Raw genomic sequence first — 15,758 nt, 5'->3', positions numbered from 1 at the left:
CCGCGCCCCCCCGCGGCCCGCGCCGGGCCTCCCCGGACCCGACCGCGTTTGCCAGCGCCCGGGCCCGGGTCCCTGGCCCGGGCCGGCCCCCGGGGGTTGGTGGGCGGCGCCGGGCCGCCGACATCTCCCGAGGCGCTATTCGCCTGCGCCGCCCGGTCCACGAGTACGGCCGCGCCCGGCCGTTGTCCAGGGGCCGGCGGCGCCCGGCGTTCTCCGATGTCGCGCGGGGATGTCGGCTGCCTTCCAGCAGCCGACCTACGCGGCCAACCGCGGCCCGATGCCGGTCTCTCCGGTCACGACCTCGTTTGACATCGCCCGTGCCCCGGTACCAGGGCACGGCCGTTCCCCTGCTCGTAGGTCGGCTGCTCCTGGCAGCCGACATCTCCGGTGGCGTTTTACGCCTGCGACGCCTGGTCCACGCGTACGGCCGAGCCCGGCCGTTGTCCAGGGGCCGGCGGCGCCCGGCGTTCTCCGATGTCGCGCGGGGATGTCGGCTGCCTTCCAGCAGCCGAGCTGTTGCTGAGCGGCGGGCGGGTGCGGCATCTCCCTGTCGGCCGTGGGCCCGGGCGAGGCGCTAGCGCGGCGGGCCGTCCACCGGCCAGAGGAAACGTCGCCCGCGCCAGGCGAGCACCAGCCCGTCACTGGTGATCGACTCGACGCGCGGGCCGACGGGGAGGGTGTCACCCTCGCGGTAGCGCTTCATGTCCACCATCACGAAACGGCGGGCCGGCTCCGGGGCATAGACGTGGACGTTGATCGCGAAGGTCGGTACCTGGGCGCGGTACGTCAGCGGCAGCTGGCTCCAGGCCGTGACCGGAGCGCTGCCGCCGTCCCCGGATGACGGCGGCGCTCTGGCATCCGTGGTCTCCGCAGGGCGGCGGTCGTTGTCGGTCCCGGTGCCGGTATCCGGGCTCCTCCCGGCGTGGTTCTCCGCGCCTTCGCCGGCCGCAACCGTCCTGGACACCGGGGGGCTTGTGGCCGCCGCGCCGTCGCCCGTGGACCGCCCGTCCACGGCCGCATCCGCCAGCAGCGACTCGCCGACCGGGCCGGTCACCGGTGGGACCGGTGCCGGGGTGGGGCGGGTTGCCAGATAGGCCGCGATGGCCAGCGCGACGATCCCCGCCGCGGTGGTGGCCAGCACGGGCGTTACAGCCGGCCGGCGGGGGCGCACGGGTGGCGGCGGTGTGTGGCCCCCCGGCCCGTCGCCGTGCCGTTCGGACTCGGAGCGCCGAAGGGCATCCAGGATATAGGACATTCAGCCCTCCCCGCTCTCGGTTTCGCGCAGGTAGAACAGGGTCACCGCATCCAGCCGCCCGGTGACGGGCAGCCCGAGCTGGTGCTGGTAGTCACGCAGCTGCGCCGCCAGTGCCGGATCGAAGCGCGTGGCCAGGTCCGGCGGTGCCGGGGTGTGCAGCCGTCCGCGCAGCCAGCGTACGGACTCGCCGTCGTCGCCGGGGCCCGCCGGCAGCGGGGTAAGCCCGGGCGGGCGCCAGACCACCAGGGCGTCACCGGTCCACAGCGGCAGCAGTGCCGTGCGTGAGGCGGGGTGCGTGGTGTTGCCCCGGCGGAGTGTCGCGCCGGCGGAGGTGACGCCCTCGGCGAGGACGCTGCCGGCGCGGCCGTCCTCGTGCAGCTCCAGCAGGGCCGGACGGCGGAGCCGGGCGAGCGCCGGCCAGTCCGCGGCGAAGTGCAGGCAGGCGTAGCCGGCCAGCCGGGCCCGGGCGCATCCCGCCGGGCCGCCGCCGTCGCCCCGGTCCGCGGCGATGCCCATGCGCGCGAGTAGCGCGTTCACCGCGTCATCGGCACGGGTGTAGGCCGCTGTGGCGACAACCTTCGCCGGGTCCTCCAGGCGGGGCGGGGCGTGTTCCCGGTCATGGGCGAGGAACGGCCACACCACGGCGACCGACGCGAGTACGGTGGCGATGGCCGCGGCGGGCCACTGCCAGGCACTGTCGTGCTCGTGGCCGAGCTCCAGGGCGGCCTGGCGCACGAGCCCCCGGCCGATGCGCCGCCGCCCCCGGGCATAGCCGCCGAGCAGGGCACGGTCGGCGATCACGTTGATCAGCCGGGGAATGCCCCCGCTCGCCTCGTGCAGGGCGCGCACGGCGCCCTCCGTGAACAGGCCGGGATCGCCGCCGGCGGCGCTGAGGCGGTGGCGGACGTAGGCGCGGGTCTCGCCGCGCTCGAAGGAGCGGAGGTGGTAGCGTGCGGTGATGCGCTGCGCGACCTGGCGCATGTCCGTTCGCGCGAGGGTCGCGGCCAGCTCGGGCTGCCCCACGAGCAGGATCTGCAGGAGCTTCTCGTGGCGGGTTTCCAGGTTGGTGAGAAGCCGCAGTTGCTCCAGCACTGCTGCCGGCAGCGTCTGTGCCTCGTCAACCAGCAGTACCGTGGTGCGCCCCCGGGCGTGGGCGTCGAGCAGCCGGCGGTTGAGCTGGGCAACCAGTGCGGTCGCGTCCGCGTCTGGCTCAGGCGTTTCACCGAGTTCGCGCAGCACCGCGGCGACGAAGCCCTCGGTCGACTCCGCCGGGCGGTACAGCCAGGCGGTGTCCACGTCCCCCGGCAACCGCTCCAGCAGGGCGCGGGCGAGCAGGGTCTTGCCGGTGCCGACCTCGCCGGTGAGCAGCACGAAACCGGTGCGTTCGCGCACGCCGTAGACCAGGTGCGCGAGGGCCTCGCGGTGGGCCCGGCCCAGGAAGAGGAAGCCCGGATCGGGAGGCAGCGCGAACGCGCGGCCGTGAAGTCCGTAGGCGGCCTCGTACATGCGTTCTTCGCCCTCCGTCCCCGCCACGGGCCGGTGCCCGTCCACAGCGCCGCCGCCGGGCGTCGCGCCTCATCCCTGAAGCATACTACGCGCCGGCCCGGCGGCACTGTCGCTCTTCAGCGCGCCAGCCCGTCTCGTCGGCCGGGGCGAGGTTCACACCGGTATGTCGTGGCCGGCGGTGCCGGTGCCCGGAGTCAGTTCAGTCTTCGGTGGGCGTACGTGTGGCGAGGTAGAGGCCGACGAGGATGAACGCGCCGCCGACACCGTGGAATGCCGCTAGCCCCTCGCCGAGGAACAGCCAGGAAAGCCCGGCCGCGAATACCGGAATGAGGTAGAGGAACATCGCCGAGTTCGACGGGCCGACGCGGCGTACGCCCAGGTTCCAGCACGAGAACGCGATGAGCCCCGGAAAGATCGCGACGTAGAGGAACGGCAGTGCCAGTGCCGGGCGCATGGCAAAGCCGCCGCCGAGGGCGAGCTCCAGCAGGTAGAACGGCAGGATCACGGGCACGCCGAAGAGGATCTGCGCGGTGAGGAAGGTGCGCGCCGAGACCGGCACGGGGTGGCGGCGCATGAGCACGGAGAACAGCCCCCAGCAGGAGACCGCCGCGACCATGAGCAGGTCGCCGGGCTGGAAGTCCAGGTCGAGCAGCCTTGCCGGGTTGCCCTGGGTGATCACGATCAGGATGCCGCACAGCGCGGCGGCGATGCCGGCCGCCTGGCCCCCGCGCATGCGCGCGCCAAGGAGTACCCAGGCGAGCAGGGCCACGATGATGGGCAGCGTGGAGTTGAGCAGCGCGATGTTCACCGCCGTGGTGGTGGTCGCGGCGAGGTAGAGCAGGGTGTTGAACGCCCCCACGCTGAGCGCGGCGATGGGCAGCATGGCGCGCCAGTGTGCGCGTACCACCGGCCACTCCCGGCGCAGCGGGCGCAGGCCGAAGGGCAGGACGATCACCAGAGCCAGCACCCAGCGCCAGAACGCCAGCGCCAGGGGCGGGATGGTGTCCACCACGCCGCGGGCGACCACGGCGTTGCCCGCCCAGAAGGCGGCGGTGAGGACGAGTCCGGTATAGGCCGTGACGAGGCCGCGGGTGCTGTAGGCGTCGCTCATGACTGACGGGTGGATCCTAGAGTTGCTGGCAGATGGTGCGCACGGTGCGCCGCAGCCACTGGCTCGCCTGGTCGGTTTCGGTGTTGGCGTGCCAGTACTGGCTGACCGGCGCCTCCTTGAGGGACAGCGGCGGTGGCAGCAGCCGCAGTCCGCCCATTCCGGCAAACGCCTGCGCGGCGCGCCAGGGTATCGTGGCGACGAGGTCGGTGGCGGCCACGATGGGGGCCACGGACAGGAAGCTCGGGACCACCGCGGCGACCGTGCGGGAGAGGCCGTCGGCGGCGAGGGCGTCATCGATGCGGCGCGAAAGGTAGCGCGTGTGGCTCACGTCCAGGTGGCGAAGCGAAGCGAACAGCGGCATCGTCAGGCGGTCGCGGATCTCCGAATGATCGGAGCGGACCACGCACACGAACTGTTCCAGCAGCAGCCCCTCGTTGCGGAACTCCCGTTCCAGGTCCTCGCGGTTGCCGATGGCGAGGTCGATCTCGCCGCCGCGCAGGTCCTGCGCCACGGCCGGGTGCTCGCTGGCGACCACGTCCAGCTCGACCCCGGGGGCGGCGCGCGCGAGGTGATCCAGCAGCCGGGGGAGGATCACCGAGTCGCCGTAGTCGCTCATGGCCAGGCGGAAACGGTGCTGGGAGTGGGCGTAGTCGAACAGCCACTGCTCGGAGAGCGTATGGCGGACCAGCGTGAGCGCCTCGCGGATGGGGCCGGCGAGCTGACGCGCGCGCGGCGTAGGGGTCATGCCCCGGGCCTGGCGTACGAACAGCGGGTCATGGAAGAGCTCGCGCAGGCGGTTGAGTGCGTTGCTGGTCGCGGGCTGGCTCATCTCCAGGCGTGCTGCCGCACGGGTGATGCTGCCCTCATGGAGCACGGCGTCGAAGACGACCAGGAGGTTGAGATCCATTCCCCTGAAATTCATTGAATGAATATCACTTATAAGTGGAATGCGTTGCACCGATAGTGTGCTAAGCGTAACGTCGATTACGGCCTCTGGCCACTGCGGGTCGTGACAGGCTCCCCGTCTTCAGTGACCCGCAGTCATGGTTGATACAACCCTTCTGTCTGTTGCGATGCATTCCCCGGCTAGCAACAACCCCGGTCTCCGGATCGGGGTTTTTTTTGGTTCATCGCAAAGCGGCGGGCAGCGTCGGTCATTGCCGCCAGCCACCGGCCCGGAGAGACGCCGTTGTGGGTCAGCCCCGGGCAGGTGGACGTCGCTGCACAGCCATGAGTCCGGGTAGGGCGGTCGCTCCAGGCAACCGTCATTTTCTCCTGGCGGTGGTCGGTTGCCGAGGGGCAACGGGTCGACTTCCGGTTTGATGGATGTCGGCTGCCAGGAGCGGCCGACCTACGGCAGAGGTTGATCCTGGACCACCCGCCGGCCGGTGACGCCCCGCAACCGTCATGTCCCCCGGCGACTGTTGGTTGCCTTCGGGCAGCGGGTCGACGTCGGGTTTGATGGGGATATCGGCTGCCTGGCGCGGCCGGACTACGGCAGAGGTCGAATCGCCGTGAGCACGGGTAGGTCGGTTGCTCGAAGGCAACCGACAGCGGCGGTCGTGGTTGGTATGTCCGCCGCCCGGCGGGATGTCCGTCGCTCGCCTGCGGTGCCAGGTCCACGCGAACGCCCGACACTGCCCCCCCCCACGGGCCGGAACGGCCCCGCGTCGGTTGTGCGCCGCAGGCGTGCAGCGTTCCGGTGGATTTGCGAGTGGATGTTGTACACGGCCCTGATGCCGGCGTACCCGCGGACGTGGACAACCCCGTCGCCGACAGTGGCCGCGACTGCGCCTGCCTCCTGCGCATCGTCCGTGATCTCTTCCCGATAAGGCGCGATGCGCGTTTTTCGCCGTGCTGTCCACCGCCGGCGTCTCCGGGGGGCAGGGCCAACGCCACCAGGGGTTTCCCATCCGGCAGGCCGGGCGGTGTATGCTCCGGCACAGATGACGTCGTGTACGCATGGCGAACGGATCAACAGGACAACGTGACACCCTGTCGACCGGTGCGGGATGGTCGACGCGATAACAATCGATAGAGGAGAACCGTCCGATGAAGACCGAAATTGCGCTGCTGCGTGAGATGGGGGCACGCCGGCCGTACACCGATTCCCGGCCGCTGGAGATCGTCGAGGCGGAACTCGACGAGCCGGGATCCGGCGAAATGGTGGTGCGGATGGCCGCCGCCGGGCTGTGCCACTCGGACCTCTCGGTCATCAACGGCGACCGCCCCCGGGACATGCCCGTCGCGCTGGGGCACGAGGCCTCGGCGGTGGTCGAGTCGGTCGGCCCCAACGTCACCCGATTCCAGCCCGGGGACCACGTGGTGCTGATTTTCGCGCCCTCCTGCGGCCACTGCGTGCCCTGCGCGGAGGGTCGCCCCGCGCTGTGCGAGCCGGCCGCGGCCGCCGCCGGCAAGGGTTCGCTGATCGGCGGCGGGAAGCGCATCTCCCGCAACGGCGAGACCATCAACCATCACGTCGGGGTGTCCGCCTTCTCGCGGCACGCGGTGGTCTCCGAGGCATCCTGCGTGAAGATCGACAAGTCGATCCCGCTGGACAAGGCGGCACTGCTGGGCTGCGCGGTCCTCACGGGGGCCGGCGCCGTGCTCAACTCGGGCGACCTCCAGGCGGGGCAGAGCTGCGCGGTGGTCGGCCTCGGTGGTGTCGGCCTGACAGCGCTGCTCGGCGCGATCGCCGCCGGCGCGAGCCAGATCATCGCCGTGGACCTGGCGGCGGACAAGCGGGGCTTCGCCCTGGAACTGGGGGCGACCCATGCCGTCGACCCGAACGCGCCGGATGCGGTCGCGGAGCTCCGCGAGCTGAGCGGGGGCGGTGTGGATCTGGCCGTGGAGGTCGCCGGTGCCGCGCCGGCGCTCAGGTTCGCCTACGACGTCACCCGCCGGGGGGGCACGACCGTCACCGCGGGGCTGCCGAACCCCAAGGCGGAGCTGACGATCCCGGCGGTGTCGCTGACCGCGAATGAGCACACCCTCAAGGGGTCCTATGTCGGCTCCTGCGTGCCGGTGCGCGACATCCCCCGGTTCGCCCGGATGATGCTTCAGGGGCAGCTGCCCATCGAGCGGCTGATGACCCATCGCCTGGGCCTGGATGAGCTCAACGAGGGTTTCGAGCGGCTCGCCGCTGGCGAGGCGATCCGTCAGGTGGTGATCTTCGACTAGGGCCGGTGATCGTGAACACCCTCTCCCCAGCCCCTCTCCCGTGAAGGGAGAGGGGCCCGGAGCGTGGGCCGGCAAGGTCACAGGCCGTAGCCCCTCACCCGTGAAGGGAAAGGGGTCCGGAGCGTGGGTCGGCAAGGTCACAGGTCGTAGCCCCTCACCCGTGAAGGGAAAGGGGCACGGAGTGTGGGTCGGCAGGGCCACAGGTCGTGCGCGGTATCCGTTGTCGGCATGAGGCCGTGGCGTTGTGTGACTTCGGTGCATGACCTGCGCGATCGCCTCGCCGGAGGGCGTCGGCTGCCAGGAGCAACCGGTGTGCGGCCGCGCAGTGCCCCTCTCCCCTTGCGGGAGAGGGGTTGGGGGAGAGGGGGTCTCCCAGGGCCGGCGGGCTTGTGGAACCGCCATGCCGGGGGAACCACCCCGCAGGCTTGCTGCTCACGGCAGCCAACACCCCGCCTTACGGCACCGACCGACTCGCAGCGGCGTATCCAGGTGCCGGGTCAGACCCTCTCCCCATCCCCTCTCCCGTGAAGGGAGAGGGGCCCGGAGCGTGGGTAGGCAGGGTCACAGGCCGTAGCCCCTCTCCCGTGAAGGGAGGGGGGCCCGGAGCGTGGGTCGGCAAGGTCACAGGCCGTAGCCCCTCTCCCGTGAAGGGAGAGGAATCCGGAGTGGCGGTTGGGTACGGTGGCAGGCGGTGCGGTGTCCCGGCTACTCCATGTCCAGCTTCTTGAGCCGGTAGCGCAGGGCGCGGAAGCTGATGCCGAGAAGCTGGGCGGCGGCGGTCTTGTTGTTGCCGCTCTTCTCCAGCGCCCGGGAGATCAGGCCGCGCTCGATGTCCTCCAGGTACGACTCCAGCTCGAAGCCGTCGCCGGGCTCCGGGGTCAGGGGGACGGCGGGGCTTGCCATCATGCCGTCCTCGGGCAGGTTGAGGTCGGTGGCCGTGACCGTGCTGCCGTCGCTGAGTGCGACCACACGTTCGAGGACGTTCTCCAGCTCGCGGACGTTGCCGGGGAAACGGTAGCACTGCAGTGTGCGCAGGGCGTCGTCGCTCAGGGTGAAGCCGTGATCCGTCTCGCCGGTGATCGCCCGGAGCATGTGGTCGACCAGCAGCGGGATGTCCTCCGGGTGCTCGCGCAGCGAGGGGGCGCGCACCTGGATGACGTGAATGCGGTAGAAGAGGTCCTGGCGGAACTCGCCGGCGGCGACCAGGGCGTCCAGGTCGCGGTGGGAGGCGGAGAGGATGCGCACGTCGACGGGCACCTCGCTGGAGCTGCCTACCGGGCGTACCGCCTTCTCCTGGATGGCGCGCAGCAGCTTGACCTGCATGTGCGGCGGCAGGTCCGCGACCTCGTCGAGGAACAGCGTCCCCCCGTGGGCGGCCTGGAACAGGCCCTCGCGGTCACTTGATGCACCGGTGAAGCTGCCCTTGCGATGGCCGAAGAACTCGCTCTCCATGAGCTCGGCGGGGATGGCGCCGCAGTTCACGGGCACGAACGGCTCGCCGCGGCGCGGGCCCTTGTCGTGGATCAGCCGGGCGATGAGCTCCTTGCCGGTGCCGGATTCGCCACAGATGTACACGGGGGCCTGGCTGCGCGCCACCTTTACCACGGTCGAGCGGATGGCCCGCATGGGCGACGACTCGCCGAGGAGGATGTCCCGGGAGCGGCGATCCGCCGGCGACTCGCTCAGGCGCAGGGCGTGCTCGACGAGCTGGCGGAGCACCGAGAGATCCACGGGCTTGGTGACGAAGTCGAAGGCGCCGGCCTTGAGTGCCTGGATGGCGGTGTCGATGCTGCCGTAGGCCGTGATCATGGCCACCGGCATGTGCGGGTAGTTCGAGGTGATGTGGCGCACCAGGTCGAGGCCGTCCCCGTCCGGCAGGCGCATGTCCGTCAGGCACAGGCCGAACGCCTCGCGCTCGAGCAGCCGCCGGGCCTCGGCGAGGTTGGCGGCGCTGCGCGCCTGGATGTCCATGCGCCCGAGCGTGAGCTCGGCGAGGTCGCGGATGTCCGCCTCGTCGTCGACGATCAGCGCCTGCGGTCTGTTCATGCCTGCCCTCCCTGCTGTGCTCCGTCCGGCGCCGCGAAGGTAACCCGAAAGCACGTCCCTGTCTCCTCCGGGCGCAGCTCGATGCGGGCGCTGTTGGCCTCGCAGAGTTCGCGGGAGAGGTAGAGGCCGAGGCCGGTGCCGCCGCGGCGGCTGGTGGCGAAGGGCTCGAAGAGGTGGTCCCGGATCTCGGCGTCGATGCCCGGGCCGTTGTCCCGCACCTCCAGGTACGGCGCGCCGCGTTCGTCGCGGCCGGTGACCACGGTCACCGCCGGGTGCTCGCCGGCGTGGTCCATGGCGTTGCGCAGCAGGTTCTCCAGGACCTGGCGCATGTGGGAGCGGTCGAAAAGGGCGGCGATCGCCGTGGCCTGAACCTCCACCTCGCCGCCGCTGAACGCCGCCCGCCACTCCGAGACCACCTGGGGCACCCATTCGGCCAGATCGACCGTCTCGCGCTGGGCGGGGGAGCGGCGGGAGAGCTGGAGGACGTTCTCCACCGTCTCGTTCAGCCGCCGGCTCTGCTTGGTGATGATCCCCACCAGCCGGCGGTCGCCGTCCTGCAGGTAGTCCGCCTCGCCGAGGAGCTGGGTGGCCTGCATGATCGCCGACAGCGGATTGCGGATCTCATGGGCGATGCTCGCGGTCAGCCGGCCCATGGACGCGAGCTTGGCCTGCTGGATCTGGGCACGCACCGCGGTGAGGTCCTCGAGGAAGAGCAGTGTCCCGCCGCGCTGGCTGTCGCCCACGGGGACGAACCGGGGCAGGTAGTCGATGCCGCTGACGGTGATCGGTGTGCGCTCGGTGTTCCCGCCCGCCTCGAACGCCCGCTGCAGGGCGGGTGCGCGTTCCGCCAGGGTGGGGGTCTCGCCGTCGAGGCTACCGATGATGCCGGCGGCCAGGCGGTTGGCCAGGCGGATGCGGCCGTCGCGGTCCAGGGCGATCACCCCGGTATCCAGTCGCTGGACGATGTGCGCGTTGAGCGCCTCCAGGTTGGCCACGTCGAGGCCGCGCTCGGCGGCCAGCGCCTCACTCTCCCGGGCGCGGCGGGCGAGCAGGGCCGCCGCGGAGGAGGTCACGAAGATCGCGATGCCGAGCAGTGCCACCTGGGTGTAGCCGTCGGTCTCGGCGTGACCGGCGATCCGGGCGAGCGTCTGCACCACCAGCAGTGCGATGGTCGCCGCGGCCGCGAAGAAGGCGCCCAGACGCAGGCCGGTGAGCAGGCTGCCGCCGGCCACGGCGGTGATGAGCAGTACGCCGATCGCGGTCTCGCTGCTGCCGAGCGCACTGCTGAGCAGGGCGATGGCGACGACGTCGATGAGCACGCCCGCCACCACCTGGACCACGAAGGGTTCCACCCGTCGCCAGGCCACGATCAGGAACAGCGTGCCCGCGGCAACGTAGAGCAGGGAGACGGCGGTGAAGCGCCCGGGTTGCAGCGCGCTGAACACGCCGGCATTGCCGCCGAGGGCGATGCCGGCCAGCAGCAGGATGGCCACTACCACGCGATAGGCGGAGAAGATCAGCAGCGGGCGCCAGGTCAGGGCCGCGCGGCCGTTGGCGTTCTGCGGCGGTGTCGTTGTCATATGGCCGTCCGTGAGGTCGTTGTTGTCGGCCAGTGCCCATCAAAAACTGACTGACTAGTCAACATGACGCCCCGTTCGCTTTTGATCTGCCCCGGGGATTGGTGGAGAATACCGGGGCTTTTTCACGGAGGTAGGGCGCATCAATGAATCTCCACGAATTTCAGGCAAAACATCTATTCACGCAATACGGCATCGCAATCCCGAAGGGATACGTCGCCCGTAGCGGTGACGAGGCGCGCTCGGCGGCCGAGAAGCTCGGCGGCAGCGTCTGGGTGGTCAAGGCCCAGGTGCACGCCGGCGGCCGCGGCAAGGCCGGCGGCGTGAAGCTCGCCAAGAGCCTCGACGAGGTCGTGCAGTACACCGAGTCCATGCTCGGCGAGCGGCTGGTCACGCACCAGACCGACGACAAGGGCCTGCCCATCAACGCGGTGATGATCGAGCAGGGGCTGAACATCGAGCGCGAGCTGTATCTCGGCGCCGTGGTCGATCGCGCCTCCAAGCGCGTCACCTTCATGGCCTCCGAGGCGGGCGGCATGGATATCGAGGAGGTGGCCGCGAGCACCCCCGAGAAGATCCTCACGGTCAAGGTCAGCCCGGCGGCCGGCCTGCAGCCGTACCAGTGTCGCGAGCTCGGCTTCGGCATGGGCCTGGGCAAGGATCAGATCAAGCAGCTCACCCGTATCATGAGCGGGCTCTACAGCGCGTTCACCGACCGTGACCTCTCGCTGATCGAGATCAACCCGCTGATCCTCACCGCTGAGGGCGACCTGCTCGCGCTGGACGCGAAGGTCAACGTCGACGACAACGCCATCGAGATCGGCCGTCAGCCCGAGATCGCGGACATGCGCGATGTCAGCCAGGAGGACGAGACCGAGGTGCAGGCCGCCGAGCACGGCCTGAACTACATCACCCTCGACGGCAACATCGGCTGCATGGTCAACGGCGCCGGCCTGGCGATGGCCACCATGGACGTGATCAAGCTCCACGGCGGCGAGCCGGCCAACTTCCTCGACGTCGGCGGCGGCACCAACAAGGAGCGCGTCACCGAGGCGTTCAAGATCATCTCCGCGAGCCCGGACGTAAAGGGCATCCTGGTGAACATCTTCGGCGGCATCGTGCGTTGCGACATGATCGCCGAGGGCATCATCGAGGCGGTCAAGGAGGTCGGCGTGAAGGTGCCGGTGGTCGCGCGCCTCGAGGGCACGAATGTCGACAAGGGCAAGGAGATCCTTGCCAACAGCGGCCTGGACATCATCGCCGCTGACGACCTCACCGACGGCGCCAAGAAGGTCGTCGCCGCGGTGGGCGCCTGACGCGACATTCGGATCAGCAACGAGGTTCAAGCGAGATGAGCATTCTTGTCGACAAGAACACGAAGGTGATCGTGCAGGGCTTCACCGGCAAGCAGGGCACCTTCCACGCCGAGCAGTGCATCGCCTACGGCACCAACATCGTCGGGGGTATCACCCCGGGCCGTGGCGGCGAGACCCACCTGGACCGCCCGGTGTTCAACACCGTGGGTGACGCCGTCGCCGAGACCGGCGCCCAGGCGAGCATGATCTACGTGCCGGCGGCCTTCGCCGCGGACGCGATCCTCGAGGCCGCGGATGCGGGCATCAAGGTCATCGCGTGCATCACCGAGGGCATCCCGGTGCAGGACATGCTCAAGGTCAAGGCCGCGCTGGCGGACTACGACGCCACCCTGATCGGGCCGAACTGCCCCGGCGTCATCACCCCCGGTGAGTGCAAGATCGGCATCATGCCCGGCCAGATCCACAAGGCCGGCTCCATCGGCATCGTCAGCCGCTCCGGCACGCTGACCTACGAGGCGGTCAAGCAGACCACCGACGTGGGCCTCGGCCAGAGCACCTGCGTGGGCATCGGCGGCGACCCGATCCAGGGCATGAGCTTCATCGACGTGCTCGAGCGCTTCGAGGCCGATCGTCAGACCAAGGGCATCGTCATGGTCGGCGAGATCGGCGGCACCGCCGAGGAAGAGGCCGCGGAGTACATCCAGAGCAACGTGCGCAAGCCGGTCGTCGCCTACATCGCGGGCGTCACCGCGCCCCCCGGCAAGCGTATGGGCCACGCCGGCGCGATCATCAGCGGCGGCAAGGGCACGGCGGACGACAAGTTCGGTGCCCTGGAGAAGGCCGGTGTCGCCACGGTGCGCTCCCCCGCGGAGATCGGTGCGCGCATCAACGAGTTCTTCACCGGCTGAAGCGGTGATGCCCCGCGGGGCGGCCGGCACGCTCGCCGCCCCGTTCAGCCCCGCCTTGCGGGGCGGGCCGGGCAGGTCCTGAGGGCCTGCCCCGGCTATTCCCGCCGAATGCTCCCCGATCGTTACCGGCACTACCCGCCGGTTTCCCGCAGGCGAGCCTGAATCCATCCTTCCGGGCTGGACCGGCAAGCACCTGATGCCCGTCGGATTCCGTTTGACTGTGGATCGTTGCAGTGGCAAGAATGCAGGCGTGACTGTGATAGGCCGCTCACTCCGTGGAACGTCGCGCCCCAGGCTGCGGCGACCGGCGGCCGAATCCCCCGTGGCATTGTCCGTCCCTCCCCGCCGGACTCGTGTATCCCGGTGCCCGGCGTACCGGTTCCGCGATGTCCGTGGCGGGTCGGTCCGCCCGCAGTCACGCCAATCCTCTGATGGAAGTGAATAGCGCCATGATGATGCCGCCCCTGCCGGTTGACCCGTTGCCGATGTTCGATCCCTTCGGCGTCGTCCGTGCCGCCAACGAGTACTGGCGCGACGCGCTGGAGCGCAGCGTGCTGTACATGGATGTCATGCGCCAGCGTGGCAATCAGTACCTCGAGCACATGGAGAAGACCAAGCCCAATGTGCTCGGCTTCGAGGCGGAGGTTCTGGTCAACGGCCGCGATCTGCCGCGGCCGGTCAACTACGAGCTGCTGCGCATCGAGCCGCCGGAGGGCGTCGAGGAGGACCCGTCCAAGCGTCCGTTCGTCGTGGTCGACCCGCGGGCGGGGCACGGTCCGGGCATCGGCGGCTTCAAGCCGGACAGCGAGATCGGCGTGGCACTGCGTGCCGGCCACCCCTGTTACTTCATCGGCTTCCTGCCGTACCCGGAGCCGGGCCAGACCGTCGAGGACGTGGTGGAGGCGGAGATCGCCTTCCTGCGCCATGTCGGCGAGCGCCACGCGAACGTTTCCGAGCGGCCCATGGTGGTGGGCAACTGCCAGGCCGGCTGGCAGATCATGATGGCGGCGGCGCTGGAGCCGGACGTCTTCGGCCCGATCCTCATCGCCGGTGCGCCACTGTCCTACTGGGCCGGCGAGCGGGGCGGGGCGCCGATGCGCTACACCGGCGGCATGACCGGGGGCAGCTGGACCACCGCGCTGTTGAGCGATCTCGGCAACGGGCTGTTCGACGGCGCCTGGCTGGTGCAGAACTTCGAGCGCCTCAACCCGGCGAACACCTACTGGGCCAAGCAGTACAACCTCTACGCCAATATCGACACGGAGGCGGACCGGTACCTGGAGTTCGAGCGCTGGTGGGGCGGGCACGTCTTCCTCGGCGCCCAGGAGATCCAGTACATCGTGGACAACCTGTTCGTCGGTAACCGGCTGTCCACCGCCCAGCTCGTCACCCGGGATGGGCGGCGGGTGGATCTGCGCAACGTCCGCTCGCCGGTGGTCGTGTTCTGCTCCCGCGGCGACAACATCACGCCCCCGCCCCAGGCGCTGGGCTGGATCCGCGATCTCTACGAGGGCGTGGACGACATCATCGCCAACGTCCAGACGATCGTGTACTGCGTGCACGACACCACCGGACACCTGGGGATCTTCGTCTCGGGCAGCGTCTCGCGCAAGGAGCACACCGAGTTCACGGCGAACATGGACTACATCGACGTCCTGCCGCCCGGGCTCTACGAGACCACTGTCACCCCCGCTGACGAGATGACTGCCGGTGCCTCGCCGGAGCGCGATTACCTGCTGGAGTTCCAGCAGCGCTCGGTGGAGGATCTGGACGAGGAGATCCAGCATCGGCCCGAGGACGACACCCGCTTCGCCACCGTGGCGAGGGTCTCGGAGATCAACCTCGGTCTCTACCGGCTGTTCGTCCAGCCGTGGGTGCGGGCGACGGTCACGCCGGACCTTGCGACCTGGATCCGGCGGCTGCACCCCAGCCGCCTGCGCTACAAGGTCTTCTGCGACCGCAACCCGTTCATGTACGGGCTGCCGGCGCTCGCCGAGGGCGTGCGCGAGGATCGCCACCCGGTGTCGGAGGACAACCCCTTCCGTGTGATCGAGGGGCTAGTCTCCAACGAGATCGTCTTCGGCCTCAATACCTTCCGCGATCTCCGCGACCGCGCCATGGAGTGGATGTTCATCGACCTCTACGGCCAGCCGCTGCTGCAGGCGCTGGTGGGGTTGCACGGCGACGCGCACGTGCATCGCCGGCGTCCGGGGGCGGAGCCGGAGCACCGGCGTTTCATCGAGCGGCGCAAGGCCGAGCTGCGTCACCACATTGCCGAGGGTGGTGCCCACGAGGCGCTGATGCGTTCGGTGATCTACATCCTTGGCGGGGCCCCGGGCACCGACGAGCGCAACTTCAAGCGCCTGCGGGCGTCCCGCGCGGAGCTGGAGCCGGCCACCGACCTCGCGTCCTACAAGCGCCTGGTACGGGACCAGTTCTTCATCCTCCGCCTGGACCGCAACGCGGCCCTGGAGGCGATCCCCGATCTCCTCCGCGGCGAGAGCGCCGAGACCATCGATGCTCATATCGGACATCTGGACCATGTCCTCGCCGCGAGCGGCGATCTCTCCGAGCACGCGGCGGCCCGGTACGACCAGGTCCGCGCCCTGTTCGAGCAGGCCAAGGCCGAGCTTGCGGCGACGTCCTGATCGCAGGGTCCCGGGGCCGTACGGGGAGACGTCGCACGCGGCCTGCCGCCGTGCCCGCCCGCACTCCGGGCCCCTCTCCCTCCACGGGAGAGGAGTTGTGGAGAGGGTGTGCCCGGCGCGTGGCTATGCCGTTGCGAGTCAGCCGGTGCAACGGGGCGGGATGTTGGCTGCCAGGAGCAGCCAACCTACGTGACCGGTCACCGCTGGGTCT

At 70.1% G+C, this 15,758-nt stretch carries 10 protein-coding genes; 4 read left to right on the top strand and 6 right to left on the bottom strand.

Annotation, left to right across the window (positions count from 1 at the left end; genetic code table 11):
* Window positions 1–574: 574 nt before the first annotated feature.
* From ACEZHJ_RS00570 to ACEZHJ_RS00555, 4 genes are all read right to left on the bottom strand, one after another.
* Entirely contained in the window at window positions 575–1,255 is a 681-nt protein-coding gene (locus tag ACEZHJ_RS00570) for a general secretion pathway protein GspB (protein ID WP_375036120.1), read from the bottom strand.
* On the bottom strand, window positions 1,256–2,761 hold the full coding sequence (locus tag ACEZHJ_RS00565; protein WP_375036119.1) for an ExeA family protein: 1,506 nt from the start codon (window positions 2,759–2,761) through the stop codon (window positions 1,256–1,258).
* A gap of 199 nt (window positions 2,762–2,960) precedes the next feature.
* Window positions 2,961–3,872, bottom strand: coding sequence for a DMT family transporter (locus ACEZHJ_RS00560; protein WP_018716323.1), 912 nt, complete (start codon window positions 3,870–3,872; stop codon window positions 2,961–2,963).
* Window positions 3,873–3,888: 16 nt separating this feature from the next.
* Window positions 3,889–4,779: a LysR family transcriptional regulator gene (locus tag ACEZHJ_RS00555; RefSeq protein ID WP_375036118.1), complete on the bottom strand. Its 891-nt coding sequence runs from the start codon at window positions 4,777–4,779 to the stop codon at window positions 3,889–3,891.
* 1,145 nt (window positions 4,780–5,924) lie between these two features.
* On the opposite strand from ACEZHJ_RS00555, the gene ACEZHJ_RS00550 reads away from it, so the two are divergent.
* Complete coding sequence (locus tag ACEZHJ_RS00550) at window positions 5,925–7,052, top strand: zinc-dependent alcohol dehydrogenase family protein (protein ID WP_259201018.1); 1,128 nt, start codon at window positions 5,925–5,927, stop codon at window positions 7,050–7,052.
* 705 nt (window positions 7,053–7,757) lie between these two features.
* Here ACEZHJ_RS00550 and ACEZHJ_RS00545 read toward each other — a convergent pair.
* The gene (locus ACEZHJ_RS00545; protein ID WP_375036117.1) at window positions 7,758–9,098 is read right to left on the bottom strand and encodes a sigma-54 dependent transcriptional regulator; all 1,341 of its coding nucleotides are present in this window, start codon (window positions 9,096–9,098) and stop codon (window positions 7,758–7,760) included.
* The gene (locus tag ACEZHJ_RS00540) at window positions 9,095–10,678 is read right to left on the bottom strand and encodes a PAS domain-containing sensor histidine kinase (RefSeq protein WP_375036116.1); all 1,584 of its coding nucleotides are present in this window, start codon (window positions 10,676–10,678) and stop codon (window positions 9,095–9,097) included. Before ACEZHJ_RS00540 ends, ACEZHJ_RS00545 begins: the two co-directional genes overlap by 4 nt.
* A gap of 143 nt (window positions 10,679–10,821) precedes the next feature.
* Here ACEZHJ_RS00540 and sucC point away from each other — a divergent pair, with 143 nt between their 5' ends.
* The 3 genes from sucC to ACEZHJ_RS00525 all read left to right on the top strand — a co-directional run bounded on the left by sucC (window position 10,822) and on the right by ACEZHJ_RS00525 (window position 15,547).
* Window positions 10,822–11,991 (top strand): ADP-forming succinate--CoA ligase subunit beta, encoded by a 1,170-nt coding sequence (gene sucC / locus ACEZHJ_RS00535; RefSeq protein ID WP_375036115.1) that lies wholly within the window; start codon window positions 10,822–10,824, stop codon window positions 11,989–11,991.
* A gap of 35 nt (window positions 11,992–12,026) precedes the next feature.
* Window positions 12,027–12,899: a succinate--CoA ligase subunit alpha gene (sucD, locus tag ACEZHJ_RS00530; protein ID WP_018716317.1), complete on the top strand. Its 873-nt coding sequence runs from the start codon at window positions 12,027–12,029 to the stop codon at window positions 12,897–12,899.
* A gap of 431 nt (window positions 12,900–13,330) precedes the next feature.
* Window positions 13,331–15,547 carry a DUF3141 domain-containing protein gene (locus tag ACEZHJ_RS00525; protein WP_375036114.1) on the top strand — a complete coding sequence of 739 codons (2,217 nt, stop codon included), beginning with the start codon at window positions 13,331–13,333 and terminating at the stop codon, window positions 15,545–15,547.
* Window positions 15,548–15,758: the final 211 nt, after the last annotated feature.

This window comes from Arhodomonas sp. KWT2, from assembly GCF_041949875.1.
Taxonomy (GTDB): domain Bacteria; phylum Pseudomonadota; class Gammaproteobacteria; order Nitrococcales; family Nitrococcaceae; genus Arhodomonas; species Arhodomonas aquaeolei.
This window is presented reverse-complemented; position numbering and strand designations above follow the sequence as displayed.